Annotated in this window: 12 protein-coding genes; 9 read left to right on the forward strand and 3 right to left on the reverse strand. The window is 69.3% G+C overall.

The genetic code is table 11. The annotated features are described in order from the left end of the window. The first annotated feature begins 85 nt into the window (after positions 1–85). The 4 genes from gltB to HJG44_RS02700 all read left to right on the forward strand — a co-directional run bounded on the left by gltB (position 86) and on the right by HJG44_RS02700 (position 6,944). Positions 86–4,786 (forward strand): glutamate synthase large subunit, encoded by a 4,701-nt coding sequence (gltB, locus tag HJG44_RS02685; RefSeq protein WP_430395022.1) that lies wholly within the window; start codon positions 86–88, stop codon positions 4,784–4,786. A gap of 63 nt (positions 4,787–4,849) precedes the next feature. Next, positions 4,850–5,083: an antitoxin gene (locus HJG44_RS02690; RefSeq protein WP_171216777.1), complete on the forward strand. Its 234-nt coding sequence runs from the start codon at positions 4,850–4,852 to the stop codon at positions 5,081–5,083. Then, complete coding sequence (locus HJG44_RS02695; protein ID WP_171216778.1) at positions 5,080–5,484, forward strand: PIN domain-containing protein; 405 nt, start codon at positions 5,080–5,082, stop codon at positions 5,482–5,484. Before HJG44_RS02690 ends, HJG44_RS02695 begins: the two co-directional genes overlap by 4 nt. 35 nt (positions 5,485–5,519) lie before the next feature. Further along, the gene (locus HJG44_RS02700) at positions 5,520–6,944 is read left to right on the forward strand and encodes a glutamate synthase subunit beta (RefSeq protein WP_171216779.1); all 1,425 of its coding nucleotides are present in this window, start codon (positions 5,520–5,522) and stop codon (positions 6,942–6,944) included. A gap of 15 nt (positions 6,945–6,959) precedes the next feature. Here HJG44_RS02700 and HJG44_RS24160 read toward each other — a convergent pair whose 3' ends face one another. The 3 genes from HJG44_RS24160 to galE form a co-directional block, all read right to left on the reverse strand. After that, positions 6,960–9,563, reverse strand: a complete 2,604-nt coding sequence (locus HJG44_RS24160) for a methyl-accepting chemotaxis protein (RefSeq protein ID WP_346767074.1) — start codon at positions 9,561–9,563, stop codon at positions 6,960–6,962. Positions 9,564–9,720: 157 nt separating this feature from the next. Next, positions 9,721–10,947 (reverse strand): lytic murein transglycosylase, encoded by a 1,227-nt coding sequence (locus tag HJG44_RS02710; protein ID WP_171216780.1) that lies wholly within the window; start codon positions 10,945–10,947, stop codon positions 9,721–9,723. Beyond that, positions 10,947–11,939: a UDP-glucose 4-epimerase GalE gene (gene galE / locus HJG44_RS02715; protein WP_171216781.1), complete on the reverse strand. Its 993-nt coding sequence runs from the start codon at positions 11,937–11,939 to the stop codon at positions 10,947–10,949. The genes HJG44_RS02710 and galE overlap by 1 nt, the downstream gene beginning before the upstream one ends. 142 nt (positions 11,940–12,081) lie before the next feature. On the opposite strand from galE, the gene HJG44_RS02720 reads away from it, so the two are divergent. From HJG44_RS02720 to HJG44_RS02740, 5 genes are all read left to right on the forward strand, one after another. Then, positions 12,082–12,945 (forward strand): UTP--glucose-1-phosphate uridylyltransferase, encoded by an 864-nt coding sequence (locus HJG44_RS02720; protein ID WP_171216782.1) that lies wholly within the window; start codon positions 12,082–12,084, stop codon positions 12,943–12,945. 5 nt (positions 12,946–12,950) lie between these two features. Continuing rightward, positions 12,951–14,162 (forward strand): adenylate/guanylate cyclase domain-containing protein, encoded by a 1,212-nt coding sequence (locus HJG44_RS02725; protein WP_171216783.1) that lies wholly within the window; start codon positions 12,951–12,953, stop codon positions 14,160–14,162. Positions 14,163–14,258: 96 nt separating this feature from the next. After that, a complete protein-coding gene (locus HJG44_RS02730; RefSeq protein WP_171216784.1) occupies positions 14,259–14,849 on the forward strand; it encodes a VTT domain-containing protein in 591 nt (196 codons plus the stop codon). A gap of 39 nt (positions 14,850–14,888) precedes the next feature. Next, a complete protein-coding gene (locus HJG44_RS02735) occupies positions 14,889–15,236 on the forward strand; it encodes a DUF488 domain-containing protein (protein ID WP_171216785.1) in 348 nt (115 codons plus the stop codon). Positions 15,237–15,383: 147 nt separating this feature from the next. Beyond that, positions 15,384–17,519, forward strand: coding sequence for a TonB-dependent receptor (locus HJG44_RS02740; RefSeq protein WP_171216786.1), 2,136 nt, complete (start codon positions 15,384–15,386; stop codon positions 17,517–17,519). The last annotated feature ends 5 nt before the right edge of the window (positions 17,520–17,524 follow it).

Genomic DNA, 17,524 nt, shown 5'->3' on the forward strand with positions numbered 1-17,524 from the left:
ACGTCCGGGCAGTTTCTTGCATTCGGGCGGGATCGCCGCCGCGAGTCTGGTGTTTGCCATGCGGCAGGCGGATGCAGGAAACGTGATGGGCGCGCATCTGAACGGCATCGAAGGCCCCGAGGCTCGGGAGCAGGCGCTTGCGGCGCCTCTCGTCCCGCGCGATCCGGCCATGCCGGAAGCCGAGGGCCTCTACCACCCGGGGACGGAGCGGGATTCCTGCGGCGTCGGCTTCATCGCCGACATGAAGAACAGGAAGAGCCACGCCATCGTCGAGCAGGGGCTGCAGATCCTCCTGAACCTCGACCATCGCGGCGCCGTCGGGGGCGACCCGACCATGGGCGACGGGTGCGGCATCCTGGTCCAGATCCCGCACGGCTTCTTCGCCGAGGAATGTGCCGCCCTCGGCATCCAGCTTCCGCAGCCCGGACATCACGGCATCGGCCATTTCTTCATGCCGCGCGACCCCGAGGCGTTCCGGGCCGTGGAGGAGATCGTCACGGCCGCCGTCGAGAGCGAGGGCCTGACGCTGCTGGGCTGGCGCGACGTGCCGGTGCGGTCGGAAGACCTCAGCCCGTCGGTCGCCGCGACGGAGCCGCGGCACCGGCAGATCTTCATCGGTTCGCCCAAGCCCGTCGAGAACCTCGACACCTTCGAGCGTCAGCTTTTCATCCTGCGGAAGGTGATCTCGAACGCCGTCTATACCCGCGGGGATGCCGGGCTCTCGAAGTTCTACCCCGTGTGCCTTTCGGCCAGCACGATCGTCTACAAGGGCATGGTCCTGGTGACCCAGCTCGGGCGGTACTACAGGGACCTCGCCGATCCGCGCTTCGAGAGCGCCATCGCGCTCGTCCACCAGCGCTTCGCCACCAACACCTTCCCGTCCTGGCGCCTCGCGCATCCCTACCGCTTCGTCGCGCATAACGGCGAGATCAACACGCTGCGCGGCAACGTGAACTGGATGGCGGCGAGGCAGGCGAGCGTCGATTCTGAGCTTTTCGGCAACGACATCTCGAAGCTCTGGCCGATCTCCTACGAGGGCCAGTCGGACACCGCCTGTTTCGACAACGCGCTCGAGTTCCTCCTGCGCGGCGGCTACTCGCTCCCGCACGCCATGATGATGCTGGTCCCGGAAGCCTGGGCCGGCAACCCGCTCATGGACGAGGACCGGCGCGCCTTCTACGAGTACCACGCCGCCCTGATGGAGCCCTGGGACGGCCCGGCCGCGATCGTGTTCACCGATGGCAGGCAGATCGGCGCGACGCTCGACCGCAACGGCCTTCGCCCGGCCCGCTTCCTGGTCACCGAGGACGGGCTCGTCGTGCTCGCCTCCGAGGCCGGCGTTCTGCCGATTCCGGAAGAGAAGATCGTCCAGAAGTGGCGGCTGCAGCCCGGCCGCATGCTCCTCATCGACCTGGAGCAGGGGCGCATCGTCGAGGACGAGGAGATCAAGCGCGAGCTCGCGACGGCCCATCCCTACAAGGAATGGCTGCGGCGCACGCAGATCGTCCTGGAGGACCTGCGCAAGGTCGAGCCGCGGCAGCCGCGCACGGATGTCTCGCTCCTCGATCGCCAGCAGGCCTTCGGCTACACGTCGGAAGACCTCAAGCTCCTGATGGCGCCCATGGCCGTGACCGGCCAGGAGGCGGTCGGCTCCATGGGCAACGACACGCCGATCTCGGCGCTGTCGCAGAAGTCCAAGCTCCTCTACACCTATTTCAAGCAGAACTTCGCGCAGGTCACGAACCCGCCGATCGACCCGATCCGCGAGGAGCTCGTGATGAGCCTGGTGTCCTTCATCGGCCCGCGGCCGAACATCCTCGATCTCGAGGGCACGTCCCGCAAGAAGCGGCTCGAGGTGCGCCAGCCCATCCTCACCAACGAGGACCTGGAGAAGATCCGCTCCATCGGCCATTTCGAGGACCGGTTCGACACCAAGACCCTGGACATGACCTACCCGGTCGAGCTCGGCGCGGCCGGGCTCGAGGGCGCGCTCGAGCGCCTCTGCGACCGGGCGGAGGCGGCCGTGCATGGCGGCTACAACATCATCGTCCTGTCCGACCGCGCGGTCGGGCCGGACCGCATCCCGATCCCGGCGCTGCTGGGAACGGCCGCGGTGCACCACCACCTGATCCGGCGCGGCCTGCGCACCTCCGTGGGGCTCGTGCTGGAGACCGGCGAGCCGCGCGAGGTGCACCATTTCGCCTGCCTCGCCGGCTACGGCGCCGAGGCGATCAACCCCTATCTCGCCTTCGAGACCCTGCTCGCCATGAAGGACGACCTGCCCGAGCAGGTCGACGAGAAGGAGATCGTCTACCGCTACATTAAGTCCATCGACAAAGGCCTGCTCAAGGTCATGTCGAAGATGGGTATCTCGACCTACCAGTCCTATTGCGGCGCGCAGATCTTCGACGCCGTGGGGCTCCGGTCGGACCTCGTCGAGAAGTATTTCTTCGGCACCGCGACCACGATCGAGGGGGTCGGCCTGGCCGAGATCGCGGAGGAGACGGTGCGCCGGCACTCCGACGCGTTCGGCGACTCGCCCGTCCTGCGGAACACGCTCGATATCGGCGGCGAATACGCCTATCGCCTGCGCGGCGAGGCGCATGTCTGGAGCCCGGACACCGTCGCGGCGCTGCAGCACGCGGTCCGGCTCAACGCCGAGGACCGCTACCGCGAATTCGCCCGGCTCGTGAACGAGGGCGAGAACCGCTTCCGCACGGTGCGCGGCCTGTTCCGTATCAAGGACGCCGCCGAGATCGGCCGCTCGCCGCTGCCGCTCGACCAGGTGGAGCCCGCCGCCTCTATCGTGAAGCGCTTCTCGACGGGGGCGATGTCCTACGGCTCGATCTCGAAGGAGGCGCACGAGACGCTCGCGCTGGCCATGAACCAGATCGGGGCCAAGTCGAACACGGGCGAGGGCGGCGAGCTGCCGGAACGCTTCCGCAGGCTGCCGGACGGGCGCTCGAAGCGCTCGGCCATCAAGCAGGTCGCGTCGGGCCGGTTCGGCGTCACGACCGAGTACCTCGTCAATTCGGACGTGATGCAGATCAAGGTCGCGCAGGGCGCCAAGCCCGGCGAGGGCGGCCAGCTTCCCGGTCACAAGGTGGACGCCAAGATCGCCAAGGTCCGGCATTCGACGCCGGGCGTCGGCCTGATCTCGCCGCCGCCGCATCACGACATCTATTCGATCGAGGATCTGGCCCAGCTGATCTTCGACCTGAAGAACGTGAACCCGGCCGCCGACGTCTCCGTGAAGCTCGTCTCGGAGGTCGGCGTCGGCACGGTCGCGGCGGGCGTCGCCAAGGCCCGCGCCGACCACATCACGATCTCGGGCTACGAGGGTGGGACGGGCGCCGCGCCGCTGACCTCCATCAAGCATGCCGGCTCGCCCTGGGAGATGGGTCTCGCCGAGACGCAGCAGACGCTCGTGCTCAACAAGCTGCGCGGCCGCGTCGCCCTGCAGGCCGATGGCGGCATCCGCACGGGCCGCGACGTGCTGATCGCCTTCCTGCTCGGGGCGGACGAGGTCGGCTTCTCGACGGCGCCGCTCATCGCGGCCGGCTGCATCATGATGCGCAAGTGCCACCTGAACACCTGTCCGGTCGGGGTCGCGACCCAAGACCCGGTGCTGCGCAAGCGCTTCAAGGGCCAGCCCGAGCATGTGATCAACTACATGTTCTTCGTGGCCGAGGAGGTGCGCGAGCTGATGGCCTCGCTCGGCGTCGCGAGCGTGGACGAGCTCGTCGGCCGCTCCGACTTCCTCGACCAGCAGAGGGCGATCGATCACTGGAAGGCCAAGGGCCTCGACTTCTCGCGCATGTTCCACAAGCCCGAGGTCGGGCCGCAGATCGCGATCCGCCATGTCGAGCGGCAGCACCATCCGATCGACAAGGTGCTGGACCTCGAGCTGATCGCGCAGGCGCGCTCCGCCATCGAGGGCGGCGGCCCGGTCGCGATCGACGCGAAGGTGGGCAATGTCGACCGGGCGGTCGGAGCCATGCTGTCGGGCGAGGTGGCCAAGGCGCACGGCCATGCCGGGCTCCCGGACGACACGATCACGGTGAAGCTTCGCGGCACGGCCGGCCAGAGCTTCGGCGCCTGGCTCGCGGCGGGCGTCACGCTCTCGCTGGAGGGCGAGGCGAACGACTATGTCGGCAAGGGCCTGTCCGGCGGCAAGCTGATCATCCGGCCGCCGGCCGGGAGCAGGGCGGTGGCCGAGCGCTCGATCATCGTCGGCAACACCGTCCTCTACGGTGCGATCTCGGGCGAGTGCTATTTCCGCGGCGTCGCGGGCGAGCGCTTCGCGGTGCGCAACTCGGGCGCGATCGCCGTCGTCGAAGGCACGGGCGATCACGGCTGCGAATACATGACCGGCGGCGTGGTCGTGGTGATCGGCCAGACCGGGCGCAACTTCGCGGCCGGCATGTCGGGCGGCATCGCCTATGTGCTCGACGAGGACGGCACCTTCGCCAAGCGCTGCAACCTCTCCATGGTCGACCTCGAGCCGGTGGAGGAGGAGGAAGACCTGATGCAGCGCTTCCACCAGTCCGGGGACCTCGAGACCAAGGGCCGGATCGACATCCTGGCCGATATGTCGCGCGGCGACGAGGAGCGTCTCACCTCGCTGCTGAAGAACCACGTCGCCTATACGGATTCGGCGCGGGCCAAGGCGATCCTCGACAACTGGGCCGAGTACCGGACGAGGTTCGTCAAGGTCATGCCCGTCGAATACCGCCGGGCCATCCGCGAGATGGAGCGCGGGCGGATGCTGCAGGCAGCCGAGTAGACGGCCGTTGTAGGGGAGAAATCTGCGGCATATGCTCTGGCATATGCCAATCGGAGGTCGGCCATGCTGGAGCGAAAGGTGAGCCTGTTCCGGAACGGCCGCAGCCAGGCCGTCCGGATTCCGAAGGAATTCGAGCTGCCGGGAAATGAGGCCGTCATGCGGCAGGAGGAAGGTGGTCGACTCGTGATCGAGCCGACCCGGAAAGAGACGCTGCTGGAGGTTCTCGACCGCCTTGAACCGGTCGAGGATCCCTGGCCTGAGTTCGATGATCCGCTTCCCGAGGCGGTCGACCTGTGAGCCGCTACCTGCTCGACACGAACATTCTCTCGGATGCGATGCGAAATCCTCGGGGTGTGATCCGGCAACGGATCGAGGAGGTCGGGCCGGACTCCGTCTACACGAGCATCATCGTGGCGGCGGAGCTCCGTTTCGGAGTGGCAAAATCTGGCTCGTCGCGTCTGGCGAGCAACTTCGACGAGGTTATCAGGCCGCTAGAGGTGGTGCCGTTCGCTGCGCCGGCGGACCGGATCTACGCCGATCTCCGCGCCGATCTCGATCGATGCGGCACGCCCATCGGGGCGAACGATCTCTGGATCGCCGCCCAGGCGCTGCACGACGGCAGCGTCCTGGTGACGGACAACATGAGCGAATTCAGCCGTGTGCCTGGGCTCACGGTCGAGAACTGGCTTCGGCCGTAGCCCGCGCGAGCGGGCCGGGTACAGGACGTGTGGGTATGGGCAAGGTCACAGGCTTTCTCGAATACGACCGGCAGGAGCAGAAGTACCAGCTCGCCGCCGACCGCATCCGGCATTTCCGCGAGTTCACGCTGCCGCTCGACGACGGCGACCTGCGCAAGCAGGCGGCGCGCTGCATGGATTGCGGCATCCCCTTCTGCCACGGCCCGACCGGCTGCCCGGTCCACAACCAGATCCCGGACTGGAACGACCTCGTCTTCCAGGATGACTGGTTCGAGGCGCAGCGCAACCTGCACTCGACCAACAACTTCCCGGAATTTACCGGCCGCATCTGTCCCGCACCCTGCGAGGAAGCCTGCACGCTGAACCTCGAGAACCAGCCGGTCACCATCAAGACGATCGAGCAGGCGATCGCCGACAAGGCCTGGCAGAGCGGCTGGATCAAGCCGGAGCCGGCCGAGATCAGGACAGGCAGGCGCGTCGCGATCGTCGGGTCGGGGCCGGCCGGCATGGCCGCAGCGCAGCAGCTCGCGCGGGTCGGGCACGAGGTGCATGTCTTCGAGCGGGAGCCGAAGGCCGGCGGCCTGCTCCGCTACGGCATCCCCGACTTCAAGATGGAGAAGCACCATATCGACCGCCGCATCGCGCAGATGCAGGCCGAAGGCGTGGTCTTCCATTACGGCCAGGATATCGGGGTGACGCGCACGCTCGCCTCGCTCGAGGAGGAGTTCGAGGCCGTCCTCCTGACCGGCGGCGCCGAGGCGCCGCGCGACCCGAAGCTGCCCGGGCAGGAGCTCCACGGCGTCCACTTCGCCATGCCCTTCCTGGTGCAGCAGAACCGGCGACTCGGCGGCGAGGACGTGAGCGACGAGGAGCAGATTCACGCGGCCGGCAAGCATGTCGTGGTGATCGGCGGCGGCGACACCGCGTCCGATTGCATCGGCACGTCCTTCCGGCAGGGCGCGCTCTCGGTGACGCAGCTCGACATCCGCATGAAGCCGCCCGAGCGCGAGGACAAGCTGACCGTCTGGCCCTACTGGCCGACCAAGATGCGGACCTCTTCGAGCCAGGCCGAGGGCGCCGAGCGCGAGTTCCAGGCCGCCACCCTCCGGATCGAGGGGAAGAAAGGACGCGTCACGGGCGTGGTCTGCGCCCGCGTCGACGAGAAGCGCCAGCCGATCGCGGGCACCGAGTTCGTGCTCCCCGCCGAACTCGTCTTCCTGGCGATCGGCTTCTCCGGCCCGAAGGAGGAGGGCCTCCTCGCCGAGGCCGCGGTCGACCGCGACCGCCGCGGCAACGTGCTGGCCGACGACCGCGACTACCGGACCTCGCGCGAGAAGGTCTGGGTCGCGGGCGACATGCGGCGCGGCCAGTCCCTGGTCGTCTGGGCGATCCGCGAGGGCCGGCAGGCGGCCCGCGCGATCGATACGGCCCTCATGGGCGGGAGCGTCCTGCCCCTGTGACGGCAGAGGAGGAGATCAGAACTCCTCCCAGCCCTCGTCGTTGGAGGGTTCGAGGCTCAGGGCCGTGTTGCCCCGGACGGAAGCGGCCGGCGGTGCGCTCCGGGTGACCGGGGCCGGACGGGCGGCCGGAACGGGCCGGGGAGACTGCGCACGGGTCTCTTCAGTCCTGAACCGGCCGATCAGCCGGGCGAGCTCGTCGACCTCGCGGGCGAGCGAGTGGCTCGCGGCGGTCGATTGCTCGACCATGGCGGCGTTCTGCTGCGTCACCTGATCCATCTGGTTGATGGCCGTGTTCACCTCGGCGAGGCCGGTCGACTGCTCGCGGGCCGAGGCGGCGATCTCGGCCACGATGCCGTTGATCTCGCCGACCTGTGCCACGATCCGCTCCAGGCTCCTGCCCGTCTCGGCCACGAGCTCCACGCCGGAGGCCACCTGCGCGCCCGAGGTTGAAATAAGGGCCTTGATCCGCTTGGCGGCGTCGGCCGAGCGCTGGGCGAGGCCGCGGACCTCGGAGGCCACGACCGCGAAGCCCTTGCCCGCCTCGCCCGCGCGGGCCGCCTCGACACCGGCATTCAGCGCGAGCAGGCTCGTCTGGAAGGCGATCTCGTCGATGACGCCGATGATCTGCGAGATCTCCTTGGCGGATTTCTCGATCTCGCCCATCGCGGCGACCGCCTCGCGCACGACCGCGCCGGAGCGCTCGGCGTCGCCGGAGGCGGCGGCCACGGCCTCGCGGGCGTGGCTCGCGCCTTCGGCGGTCTTGCGGACGGTCGCGGTGATCTCGTCGAGCGCGGCCGCGGTCTCCTCCAGCGAGGCCGCCTGCTGCTCGGTGCGCCTTGAGAGGTCGTCCGCCGCCTGGCTCACCTCGCCGGCGCCTGAGCGGATGCCTTCCGCATTGCCGGCCACGACCCGCATGGTCTCCTGCAGCTCTGCCATCGCGGCGTTGAAGTCGGTGCGCAGCTTCTCGTACTCGGCCGCGAAGCGCCGCTCGAGCCGGAAGGTCAGGTCGCCCTTCGACAGGTTCTCCAGCCCCTCCGCCAGGGCATCGACCACGGCCTGCTGTTCCGCGGCCTGCCGCTCGCGGGCCTCCTCGTTCCGCATCCGCTCGGCTTCCGCCGCCGCGGCCTGCTCGGCGCTTTCCCGTTCCAGGCGCAGCTTCTCGATCGCGGCCTCCTTGAAGGTCAGGACGGCCCTGGACATCTCGCCGATCTCGTCCCGGCGCTCCGTGCCCGGGACCGCCGCCTCGTGGTCCCCGGAGGCGAGCCGGCGCATGGCGTCCACGAGCCGCTTGACCGGGAGCGTGATGCTGCGCCCGACCAGGAGGGCGAGGACGAGGCCGATCGCGATGGCCAGGAGAACCCCGCCGCCGAGCAGCCAGAGCGCGCTGGTGCGGGCCGTCTCGATGCCGGCGAGCTCGCGGGCTGCGACCTCCTGGGCCTCGCTCGCGACCTTGGCGACCGAGCGCGACAGCTCGGTCCGCAGCTCCTGCTCGGCCGCGTTGGCGTCCAGGATCTCGGGAATGCTGTTGCGGTACTCGGTGATCTTGCCGAGCAGGCCCTCGATCACCTTGTGCTGCCCGGCCTTGTCGATCTTGTAGTAGATGTCGAGCGCGGCCTTGGCGAGCGTCGCGGCGGCCGCGTCCATGGCGGTCGCGGCGGCCTCGTTGCCCGTTCGAATGAGCTCAAGCTCCTCCGCTTGCGCCGTCTGGGCCGCGACGATCGCGGTCGAGCTGAGCGTGAGGAGCTCCGTGCCGAGCGAGATGCGGTCGCGCGCCTCCTCCAGCCGCGTCTGGACGCTGCTTTGCTGGTTCAGGATCTGGCCGTCGATGGCCTGGAGCGCGTCCTGCAGGGCGCGGCCGGCATCGCCCAGCCCCTGCATCTCCTCGGGGCTCGCGATCCCCTTGATCGCGGCGCGATAGGGCTCGAGCGCCGCGAGCGCCTTTTCGGCCCCGTCCTTGAAGGCGGGGGCCTGGGCGACCCTGCGCAGGACGACGCCGACGAGATTGGCCGCCCGATCCGCCTGGATCCGCTGCTCGCCGTCCCGCAGGAGCGCGGCTTCGGATGCGCGCATCTGGTAGACCGAGCGGTTCACGTGGGCGAGGTTGCTCGCCAGCGTGTTGAGGGCGATCTGCTGGGCCGTTCCCTCCGCGGAGCTCTTCACGGCGGCGGCCAGGCTCTCCTCCTGCGCCATCGCGATCTCGCGCGCGGCGGTCTGGAACTCGTCCACCAGCGCCTTGTGCGCCCGCTGCATCGCGGCCTTCGTTCCCTGGCGGTCGGTGAGGCCGGTGAGGCCGGACTCGAAGGCGTCGAGTGCCTTGTTCATTCTGGCCGCCGCCTCGGCGATGGCGGCGCCGGGGCTTGCCGCGAGCCGGGCGATCGAGCCGCGGACCGCGGTCAGCGCCGCGCGCACCTGCGGATCGTCCTTCGCCCTGCCGCCGGCAAGCGCTCGTTCCGCTGCGAGCGCCAGCTGGCTGCTCTGGCCGCTGAGCGTCTGTGCCAACACCGCCTGGTCGGCCCCGGCCGAGAAACTCGAGAGGCTCCGCCAGCCCACCGCGGCCACTGCAATGGTGAGGAATAGGACCGAGAAGAAACCGCCGAAGATCCGCAGCCGAACGCTCACCCAACTCTCCCCCGTGCTCGGGCGGAGTCTGGATAAGACCGCTTAATTCCAGCTGAAATTCGGTGGTCGGTTCAAAGTTTAACTAAGGACTGCTTAATCATGTTGTCATTTGAACTTGTTCGCACAAGATCAAAGGATCAGGGATGCCGGTCGGCGGTCATGGCCGGCGCAGCGCCTCCAGCACCCGCCGGTTGGCGTAGCCGTCGGGCAGGAGACCGCGCGAGAGCTGGAACCGGCGTACGGCATCACGCGTCTGCGCCCCGAATTTCCCGTCCGGCGTGCCCCTGTAGAAGCCGAGGGATGTGAGCCGGCGATGCAGCTCGCGCCGCTCGTCTCCGGTCAATCCCGCGCCGGTCGGCCAGGCGCGGGAGAGTGGCGGCCCGCCGCCGATCCGGTCCGACAGGAGCCCGATCGCGAGCGCATACGCGTCCGAGGTGTTGTAGGCGCGGATCGCCTCCCAGTTCTCGTCGGCCAGCAGGAAGGCCGGCCCGCCGATCCCGGCCGGCAGGAAGAGGCGGCCGAGCCCGCCTCGCGGCATGGGCGAGCCGTCGGCGCGGCGGATGCCGAGCCGTGCCCATTCGGCGAAGTCGCGGTCGTGAACGGACAGGTCGAGCCCGTCCGGCAGGACCGCCTCGAAGCCCCAGGGTAGGCCCGGCTTCCAGCCCGACTGTGCGAGGAAGTGGCCGATCGAGGCGAGGACGTCGGGCGTGGAACGCCAAATGTCGCGCCGCCCGTCGCCGTCGCCGTCGACCGCATGGGCGAGGAAGCTCGACGGCATGAACTGCGTCTGCCCCATGGCGCCGGCCCAGGAGCCCTTGAGCTCGTCGCGCGGAAGGTGGTCCTCCTCGAGGATCCTGAGGGCGGCCAGGAGCTCGCGCCGGAACAGGTCCCTGCGTTCGCCCGCGAAAGCCAGGGTGGCGAGCGAGCGGATCGTGTCGAAGCCGCCGGTCGAGGATCCGTAGCCGCTCTCGGATGCCCAAATGGCGAGCACGACCGCCCGCGGAACGCCGTAGCTCGCCTCCACCCGGTCGAGCACCGCGCGCCAGCGTTCCGCGAGCGCCTGCCCTTGGGAGATTCGGGACGGCGAGACCGCGCCGGCGACATAGGCCGAGATCGGCCGGCTGAACTCCCCCTGCCTGCGGGTCAGCGCGACGACCTTGGGATCGGGCTCGAGGCCACGGAAAGCCTCGTCGAAGGTCGCGCGCGACACGCCGGCGCTGCGCGCCTCCGGCCAGAGGCTTTCCAGGAAACGGCCGAACGCCTCTGGCCGCGCGGCCGCGCCCTGCGAGGCCGAAGGGGAGGGGGCGGGCCGTTGCGCCTCCGCCGCGCCGGGGCCGAGGAGCGCGAACGCGGCGGCCAGCGCTGCGCCTCCGCTCCGCCGCATCAGGCCGCCCTGGCGCGCCCGGCGAGATGCCGTTCCCAGGCGAGGGCCTGGGCCACGATGCCGTCGAGGTCGTCGTGCTGCGGCACCCAGCCGAGCTCGGCCCGGATGCGGTCCGCCTTGGCGACGATCGCGGCCGGATCACCGGCGCGCCGCGGGGACAGCCTCACCGGGAAATCGGTGCCGGAGACGCGCTTCATCACGTCGATCACCTCCAGCACCGAATATCCGCGGCCGTAGCCGCAATTCAGCGTCAGGCTGGCGCCGCCACGGCGCAGGTGATCGAGCGCCGAGAGATGGGCGTTGGCGAGGTCCGAAACCTGGATGTAGTCGCGGATGCAGGAGCCGTCGCGTGTCGGGTAGTCGGTGCCGAAGACCTCCAGCGCGGGCCGCTGCCCGAGCGCGGTCTGGGCCGCGACCTTGATGAGGTGCGTCGCTGCCGGGGTGGACTGGCCGATGCGGCCGGCCGGATCGGCGCCGGCGACGTTGAAGTAGCGCAGGGCGACGTAGCGGAGGTCGTGCGCGCGGCCCGCATCCTCCAGCATCCACTCGGTCATCAGCTTCGAGCGGCCATAGGGGGACATCGGGTTCTTAGGGGTATCCTCCCCCACGGGCTCGCTGGAAGTCTCGCCGTAGACGGCCGCCGTGGACGAGAAGATGAAATGCTTCACGCCCGACAGGACCGCGGTCTCCAGCAGGTTCCGCGACTTGGCGGTGTTGTTGAGATAATAGCCGAGCGGGTCGGCGACCGACTCCGGCACCACGATCTTGGCCGCGAAATGCGCGATCGCATCGACCCGGTGCTCGCGGATGACGCGCGCAACCAGCTCCTGGTCCCCCATGTCGCCGACCACGAGCTTCGCCTGGCGCGGGACGGCCCAGTCGAAGCCCGTCGAGAGATTGTCGAGCACGACGACCTCCTCGCCGCGATCCACCAGGGCGAGCGCCATGTGGCCGCCGATATAGCCCGCTCCTCCCGTGACCAGGACCGTCATGCGTTCATTCTCCGTGCAGCCGCCGGCCGGTAGCAGCCTTGCGCTTCACAAGCCGTGAAGCCATTGAATTAGCCCATCGTGGAGCCGCTTGCGACCGGCGGCCTGTCCCGCACCGCACGAACCTCGAGGATTCCGAGCCTTCATGAAGCGCATCCGCAAAGCCGTCCTGCCCGTCGCCGGGCTCGGGACGCGGTTCCTGCCGGCCACGAAATCGGTGCCGAAGGAGATGCTGACCGTGGTCGACCGGCCCGTGATCCAGCACGTGGTGGACGAGGCCAGGGAGGCCGGCATCGAGCATTTCGTCTTCGTGACAGGCCGCAACAAGGGCGTGATCGAGGACCATTTCGACATCGCCTACGAGCTCGACGCCACCCTCAGGGAGCGCGGCAAGACCAAGGAATACGAGGCGCTTCAGCGCGACCTGCCGAAGGCCGGGCAGACGAGCTTCACCCGCCAGCAGGCGCCGCTCGGCCTCGGCCACGCCGTCTGGTGCGCACGCGAGATCGTCGGCGACGAGCCCTTCGCGGTCATCCTGCCCGACATGCTGAGCCGCGGCTGCATGAGCCAGATGATCGCGGCCTACGAGCGGCACGGCGGCAACGTCATCGCGGTCGAGGCGGTGCCGGAGGACCAGACGCACCAATACGGGATAGTCGCGACGGGCGAGGATTTCGGCGACACCTTCCGCATCACCGGCATGGTCGAGAAGCCCCCGAAGGGGACCGCGCCGTCCAACCTCATCATCTCCGGCCGCTACATCCTCCAGCCGGAGATCTTCGGCATCCTGTCGGCGCACGAGAAGGGCGCGGGCGGCGAGATCCAGCTCACCGACGCGATGAAGCGCCTCGCGCAGAGCCAGGACTTCTTCGGGATGCGCTATCGCGGCCGCACCTATGATACGGGCAACAAGCTCGGCTTCCTGATGGCGAACGTCGCCTATGCGCTCGAGCGGGACGATCTCGCCGGACCGTTCCGGGCCGAGGTCGAGGCGCTTCTCAAGAGCTGAGCCGCATGGACGAGGGGCGCCTCGAGGAAGTTCGGGCCTGGGTCATCAAGGCCGGGCTCTACGGCACGTCGGAGCCGGACCTGCTGCGCGGCTTCTGCAAGGGGCTGCACAAGGCGGGCCTGCCGGTCGCCCGCGCGCTCGTCATCATCGACACGCTCCATCCCGTCCATGAGGGCCGGGTGTTCCGCTGGCGCAGCGACAATGCGGGAGAGAGCGAGACCGTCGAATACGGCCGCACGAGCGGGGGTGGCGAGGCGGCCGAGAGCTGGCGCCGCTCGCCCTTCTACCACCTGCTCCAATCCGGTGCCTCGCTCCTGCGGCGGCGCCTGAGCGAGCCGGACGGGCCGGAATTCGCCCTTTTCGACGAGCTGCGGTCGGAGGGGCAGACGGATTATCTGGCGGTGATCCAGCGCTTCGCCGAGGACAGCACGATCGGCGAGATGGACTGCGTCTATTCCTCCTGGACCACCGCCCAGGAGGGCGGCTTCACGGATGCGCAGATCGAGGCCTTGCAGCGCCTCGTCCCCTCGCTTTCGCTCGCGGTGAAGTCCGCCTCGCTCTCCCGCATCCTGGAGACGCTGGTCGAGACCTATCTCGGCCGCGATGCCGGGCGCCGCGTGCTCCAGGGCCGCATCCAGCGCGGCGTCGCCGACCGGATCGAGGCGGTGCTCTGGTTCAGCGACCTGCGCGGCTTCACGCGCGTGACGGACACGGCGCCGCCCGGCGAGGTGATCCCGTTCCTCAACGACTATGCGGATGCCGTGATTTCGGCCGTGCACGAGGCGGGCGGCGACGTGCTGAAGCTCGTGGGCGACGGGACGCTCGCGATCTTCACGGCCGAGGAACCGCGGGATGCCTGCCGCTGCGCCCTGAAGGCGGAGAGCCTCGCGCGCGAGCGCATCCGCGAGCTGAACGCCCGCCGCGAGGCCGAGGGGCTGCCGGTGACCCAGGCCTATCTCGGGCTTCACATCGGCGAGGTCTTCTACGGCAATATCGGTTCGCAGGAGCGGCTCGACTTCACGGTGGTCGGGCCGGCCGTGAACGAGGTGAGCCGCATCGGCCAGATGTGCCGCTCCGCGGAGCGCGACGTGCTCATGTCCTCCGCCTTCGTGGAGGCTGCCCATGCCGAGGACAGGAGCGAGTTCGTGTCGGTGGGGCGCTATGCCCTGCGGGGCGTCGGCCGTTCGCAGGAGCTCTTTACGCGCGAGCGGCCTTGACGGCCCGGACCTGCCGATAAGGATGCGGCAAGCTGGCGGGCATAGTTTCGCCGCGCTCGGCTGCGACGACCAACGGCTGCAGAGACCTGTTGTCCAGTGACCTCCGTCTTCGAAACATCGGCGGCCTTCGTCTCGACCGCGGGCCTCTGGTCGCCCGTTCTGATCGTGTGCGCCTTCGTCTTCGGAGCTCTGGTCGCCGTTCCGCGGCCGCTCCTGTCGGTGGTCTGCGGCTTCGCCTTCGGGTGGTGGGGGCTGCCGCTCGCCTTCGTGTCCGCCGCCCTGGGCGCCTCGCTCGTCTTCGTCGTCGGGCGTCATCTCCTGCGGCCGCGGATCTCCGAGCGGGTCGCCCGCAGCCGGGTCGCGGATGCGGCCTTCAGGGCGGTCGAACTCGAAGGGTTCAGGGCGGTGCTGCTGCTGCGCATGAGCCCGGTCGTGCCCTCCAGCATCCAGAGCTACCTGTTCTCGATCACCTCGCTCGATTTCCGCGCCTATATCGCCGGGACCGTGCTCGGCACCTTGCCGGCCATGGTGCTCCAGGTCTGGACCGGCACGCTGGGCAGGACGATGATCGAGGCGGGCCTGCCTGCGGGGACCACGGCCCTGTGGGCGATGGGGCTTGTCGCTCTCGTCCTGGCGACGGCCCTGATCGGCCGCCGGCTCCGGGGCCTGCTCCTCGCGGAGGGCTGAGCCCCTCGCAGGCTTCACCCAAGGGCCGAGGCCGCCACGATGATCGCCGCGAAGCGGATCTACGCGCCGGCCGTGGAGGCCGACGGGTACCGTGTCCTGGTGGATCGGATCTGGCCCCGCGGGATCGGGAAGGCCGAGGCGGCGGTCGACCTCTGGCTCAGGACGGTCGCGCCCAGCCCGGAACTCCGCCGCTGGTTCGCTCACGACCCGGCGCGCTGGGATGAGTTCCGGTCGCGCTACGCCGGCGAACTGGCGGCGCAGCCGCAGGCTGTTGCGCTCCTGCGCGAGAGGGCGGCGATGGGCCCGCTGACGCTCGTCTATGCCGCGCGCGACGAGGCCCGGAACAACGCGGTCGCGCTGAAGCTCTTCCTGGAGCGGAACTCCTAGCTGCACGCCCGGGGCTCGTCCCCGGATCGGCGGACCTGCCTGTTACAAGATTGCATCATCATCCCCGGCGGCCGTGTTTGGGGTCCGTGCGAACCATTGCCCAGAGCCAACACATGTGATGTTACAACATAACGTTAAAGGAGATGTATGATGAGACGGCGCGACTGGGCATCGGGGTGCAGCATGGCCGTGGTGGGGACGGTCCTGTCGGGGGCCGCGCTGGCGCAGCAGGTCTCGCTGCCCGAGATCGTCGTGACGTCGCCGAGCCCGATTCTCACGCGCCCGGAACGCTTCGGTGCGGCGGCCGGGGCGGAGACGCCCGTCCGCGGAACCCTGCCCGTCATCGAGGACGCCTTCGCGCCCGTGACGGTCGTGACGCCCGACGAGATCGCTCGCGAGACGCGCCGCTCCCTTGGCGACCTGCTGTTCACCCGGCCGGGGCTCAGCGCCTCGAGCTACGCCCCGGGGGCAAGCCGACCCATCGTGCGTGGGCTCGACAACTTCCGGGTCCGCATCCAGGAAAACGGAATCGGCGCGCAGGACGTCTCCGAGCTCGGCGAGGATCATGGCGTTCCGCTCGATCCGCTCGCGGCCGACCGGATCGAGGTGATCCGGGGTCCGGCCACCCTGCGCTACGGCTCGCAGGCGATCGGGGGCGTGGTCAGCGCGACCAATAACCGTATCCCGACCTTCGTTCCCCCGGAGGGCGTGACGGGCCGCATGACGGGCGGTCTGTCCTCGGTCGATCGCGGACGCGAGGGTGCAGCGTCGATCGATGCGGGTGGGGGCAGCGTCGCGATCCATGCCGACGCGTTCGGCCGGCGCGCCGACGACTATCGCACCCCGCTCGGGATCCAGCGCAACTCGGCGGTCGAGGCGCATGGGCAGTCGGTCGGGGCATCCGTGGTCGGAACGAGCGGCTTCGTCGGGCTCGCCTTCCAGCATTTCGACGCGCTTTACGGCATCCCGGGCGGGGAGGCGGCCGAGAGCCGCACCCGCATCGATCTCAACCAGGACAAGCTCAGCTCGAAAGGCGAGGTGCGGCCCGACAGCGGCCCGATCGAGGCGGTCCGCTTCTTCTTCGGGGCCTCCCGCTACAAGCATCACGAGCGCGGGCTCGACGAGGACGGCGCCGATGCTGTCCGGGCGACCTTCCGCAATCGCGAATACGAGGCGAGGATCGAGGCCCAGCACGTTCCGGTCTTCACCGGCCTCGGCACGCTGACGGGCGCCCTCGGGGTCCAGTTCGGCCGCCGCGACATCGGCACCTCGGGCGAGGCCGGCACCTTGCTGCGCCCGACCGAAACCCGCACCGCCGCGGTCTATCTCTTCGAGGAACTCGCCGTGACCGACGCGTTCAAGCTGCAGGCTGCCGGCCGGGTCGAAGGGGCGGGGGTCCGAGGCACCGCGACAGCCTTTCCGACCGATTTCCTGCCGGCTCCCGACGAGCCGCCCGAGAGCCACCGCGAGCGCCGCTTCGTGCCGGCGAGCGTGTCGCTCGGCGCCCTGCACAAGCTGCCCTGGGGCATGGTCGCGAGCCTCAATGCGCAATATGTCGAGCGCGCGCCCGCTTCCGCCGAGCTCTATTCGCGCGGTGCCCACGACGCGACCGCCACCTTCGAGATCGGCAATCCCGACCTGAAGAAGGAGGTCGCGAGAACCGTCGAGGCCGGGATCCGCCGGGCGGAGGGGCCGTTCCGGTTCGATGCGACCGGGTATTACACCCGGTTTTCCGGCTTCATCTACAAGCGGCTGACCGGGATCACCTGCGGCGACGAGTTCTCGACCTGCGGCACGGATACGGAACTGCAGCAGATCGTCTATTCGCAGCGGAACGCCACGTTCTACGGCGCGGAGGTCACGGCGCAGCTCGACCTGGTGCCGATCGGACCGGGCTTTGTCGGGCTCGATGCGCAGTACGATTTCGTGCGCGCCCGCTTCGCCGACGGCACCTACGTGCCGCGCATTCCGCCCCACCGGGCCGGCGCAGGCCTGTTCTACCGGGATCCGAACTGGTTCGCGCGGCTCGGCTTCCTGCATGCCTTCGCCCACACGGAACTCGGGCAGTTCGAGACGGTCACGCCCGACTACACGCTTTTGAAGGCCGAGCTGAGCTACCGTCTGAAGCTCGATCGCGAGGCGCACGGCTTCACGGAGGTGAGCTTCGGGCTGGTCGGCGACAACCTCCTCGACGATCAGGTCCGGAACTCGGCCTCGTTCAAGAAGGACGAGGTGCTGCTGCCCGGCCGGAACGTGCGGCTGTTCCTGTCCGCCCGCTTCTGAGTGGA

This window comes from Enterovirga aerilata (genome assembly GCF_013044135.1).
Taxonomy (GTDB): domain Bacteria; phylum Pseudomonadota; class Alphaproteobacteria; order Rhizobiales; family Beijerinckiaceae; genus Enterovirga; species Enterovirga aerilata.

Coding starts and splice junctions, on each gene's coding strand:
- gltB (WP_430395022.1), top strand. CDS start 86: ATGGGCGCGCATCTGAACGGCATCGAAGGCCCCGAGGCTCGGGAGCAG.
- HJG44_RS02690 (WP_171216777.1), top strand. CDS start 4,850: ATGCTGGAGCGAAAGGTGAGCCTGTTCCGGAACGGCCGCAGCCAGGCC.
- HJG44_RS02700 (WP_171216779.1), top strand. CDS start 5,520: ATGGGCAAGGTCACAGGCTTTCTCGAATACGACCGGCAGGAGCAGAAG.
- HJG44_RS02710 (WP_171216780.1), bottom strand. CDS start 10,947: ATGCGGCGGAGCGGAGGCGCAGCGCTGGCCGCCGCGTTCGCGCTCCTC.
- galE (WP_171216781.1), bottom strand. CDS start 11,939: ATGACGGTCCTGGTCACGGGAGGAGCGGGCTATATCGGCGGCCACATG.
- HJG44_RS02720 (WP_171216782.1), top strand. CDS start 12,082: ATGAAGCGCATCCGCAAAGCCGTCCTGCCCGTCGCCGGGCTCGGGACG.
- HJG44_RS02725 (WP_171216783.1), top strand. CDS start 12,951: ATGGACGAGGGGCGCCTCGAGGAAGTTCGGGCCTGGGTCATCAAGGCC.
- HJG44_RS02735 (WP_171216785.1), top strand. CDS start 14,889: ATGATCGCCGCGAAGCGGATCTACGCGCCGGCCGTGGAGGCCGACGGG.
- HJG44_RS02740 (WP_171216786.1), top strand. CDS start 15,384: ATGATGAGACGGCGCGACTGGGCATCGGGGTGCAGCATGGCCGTGGTG.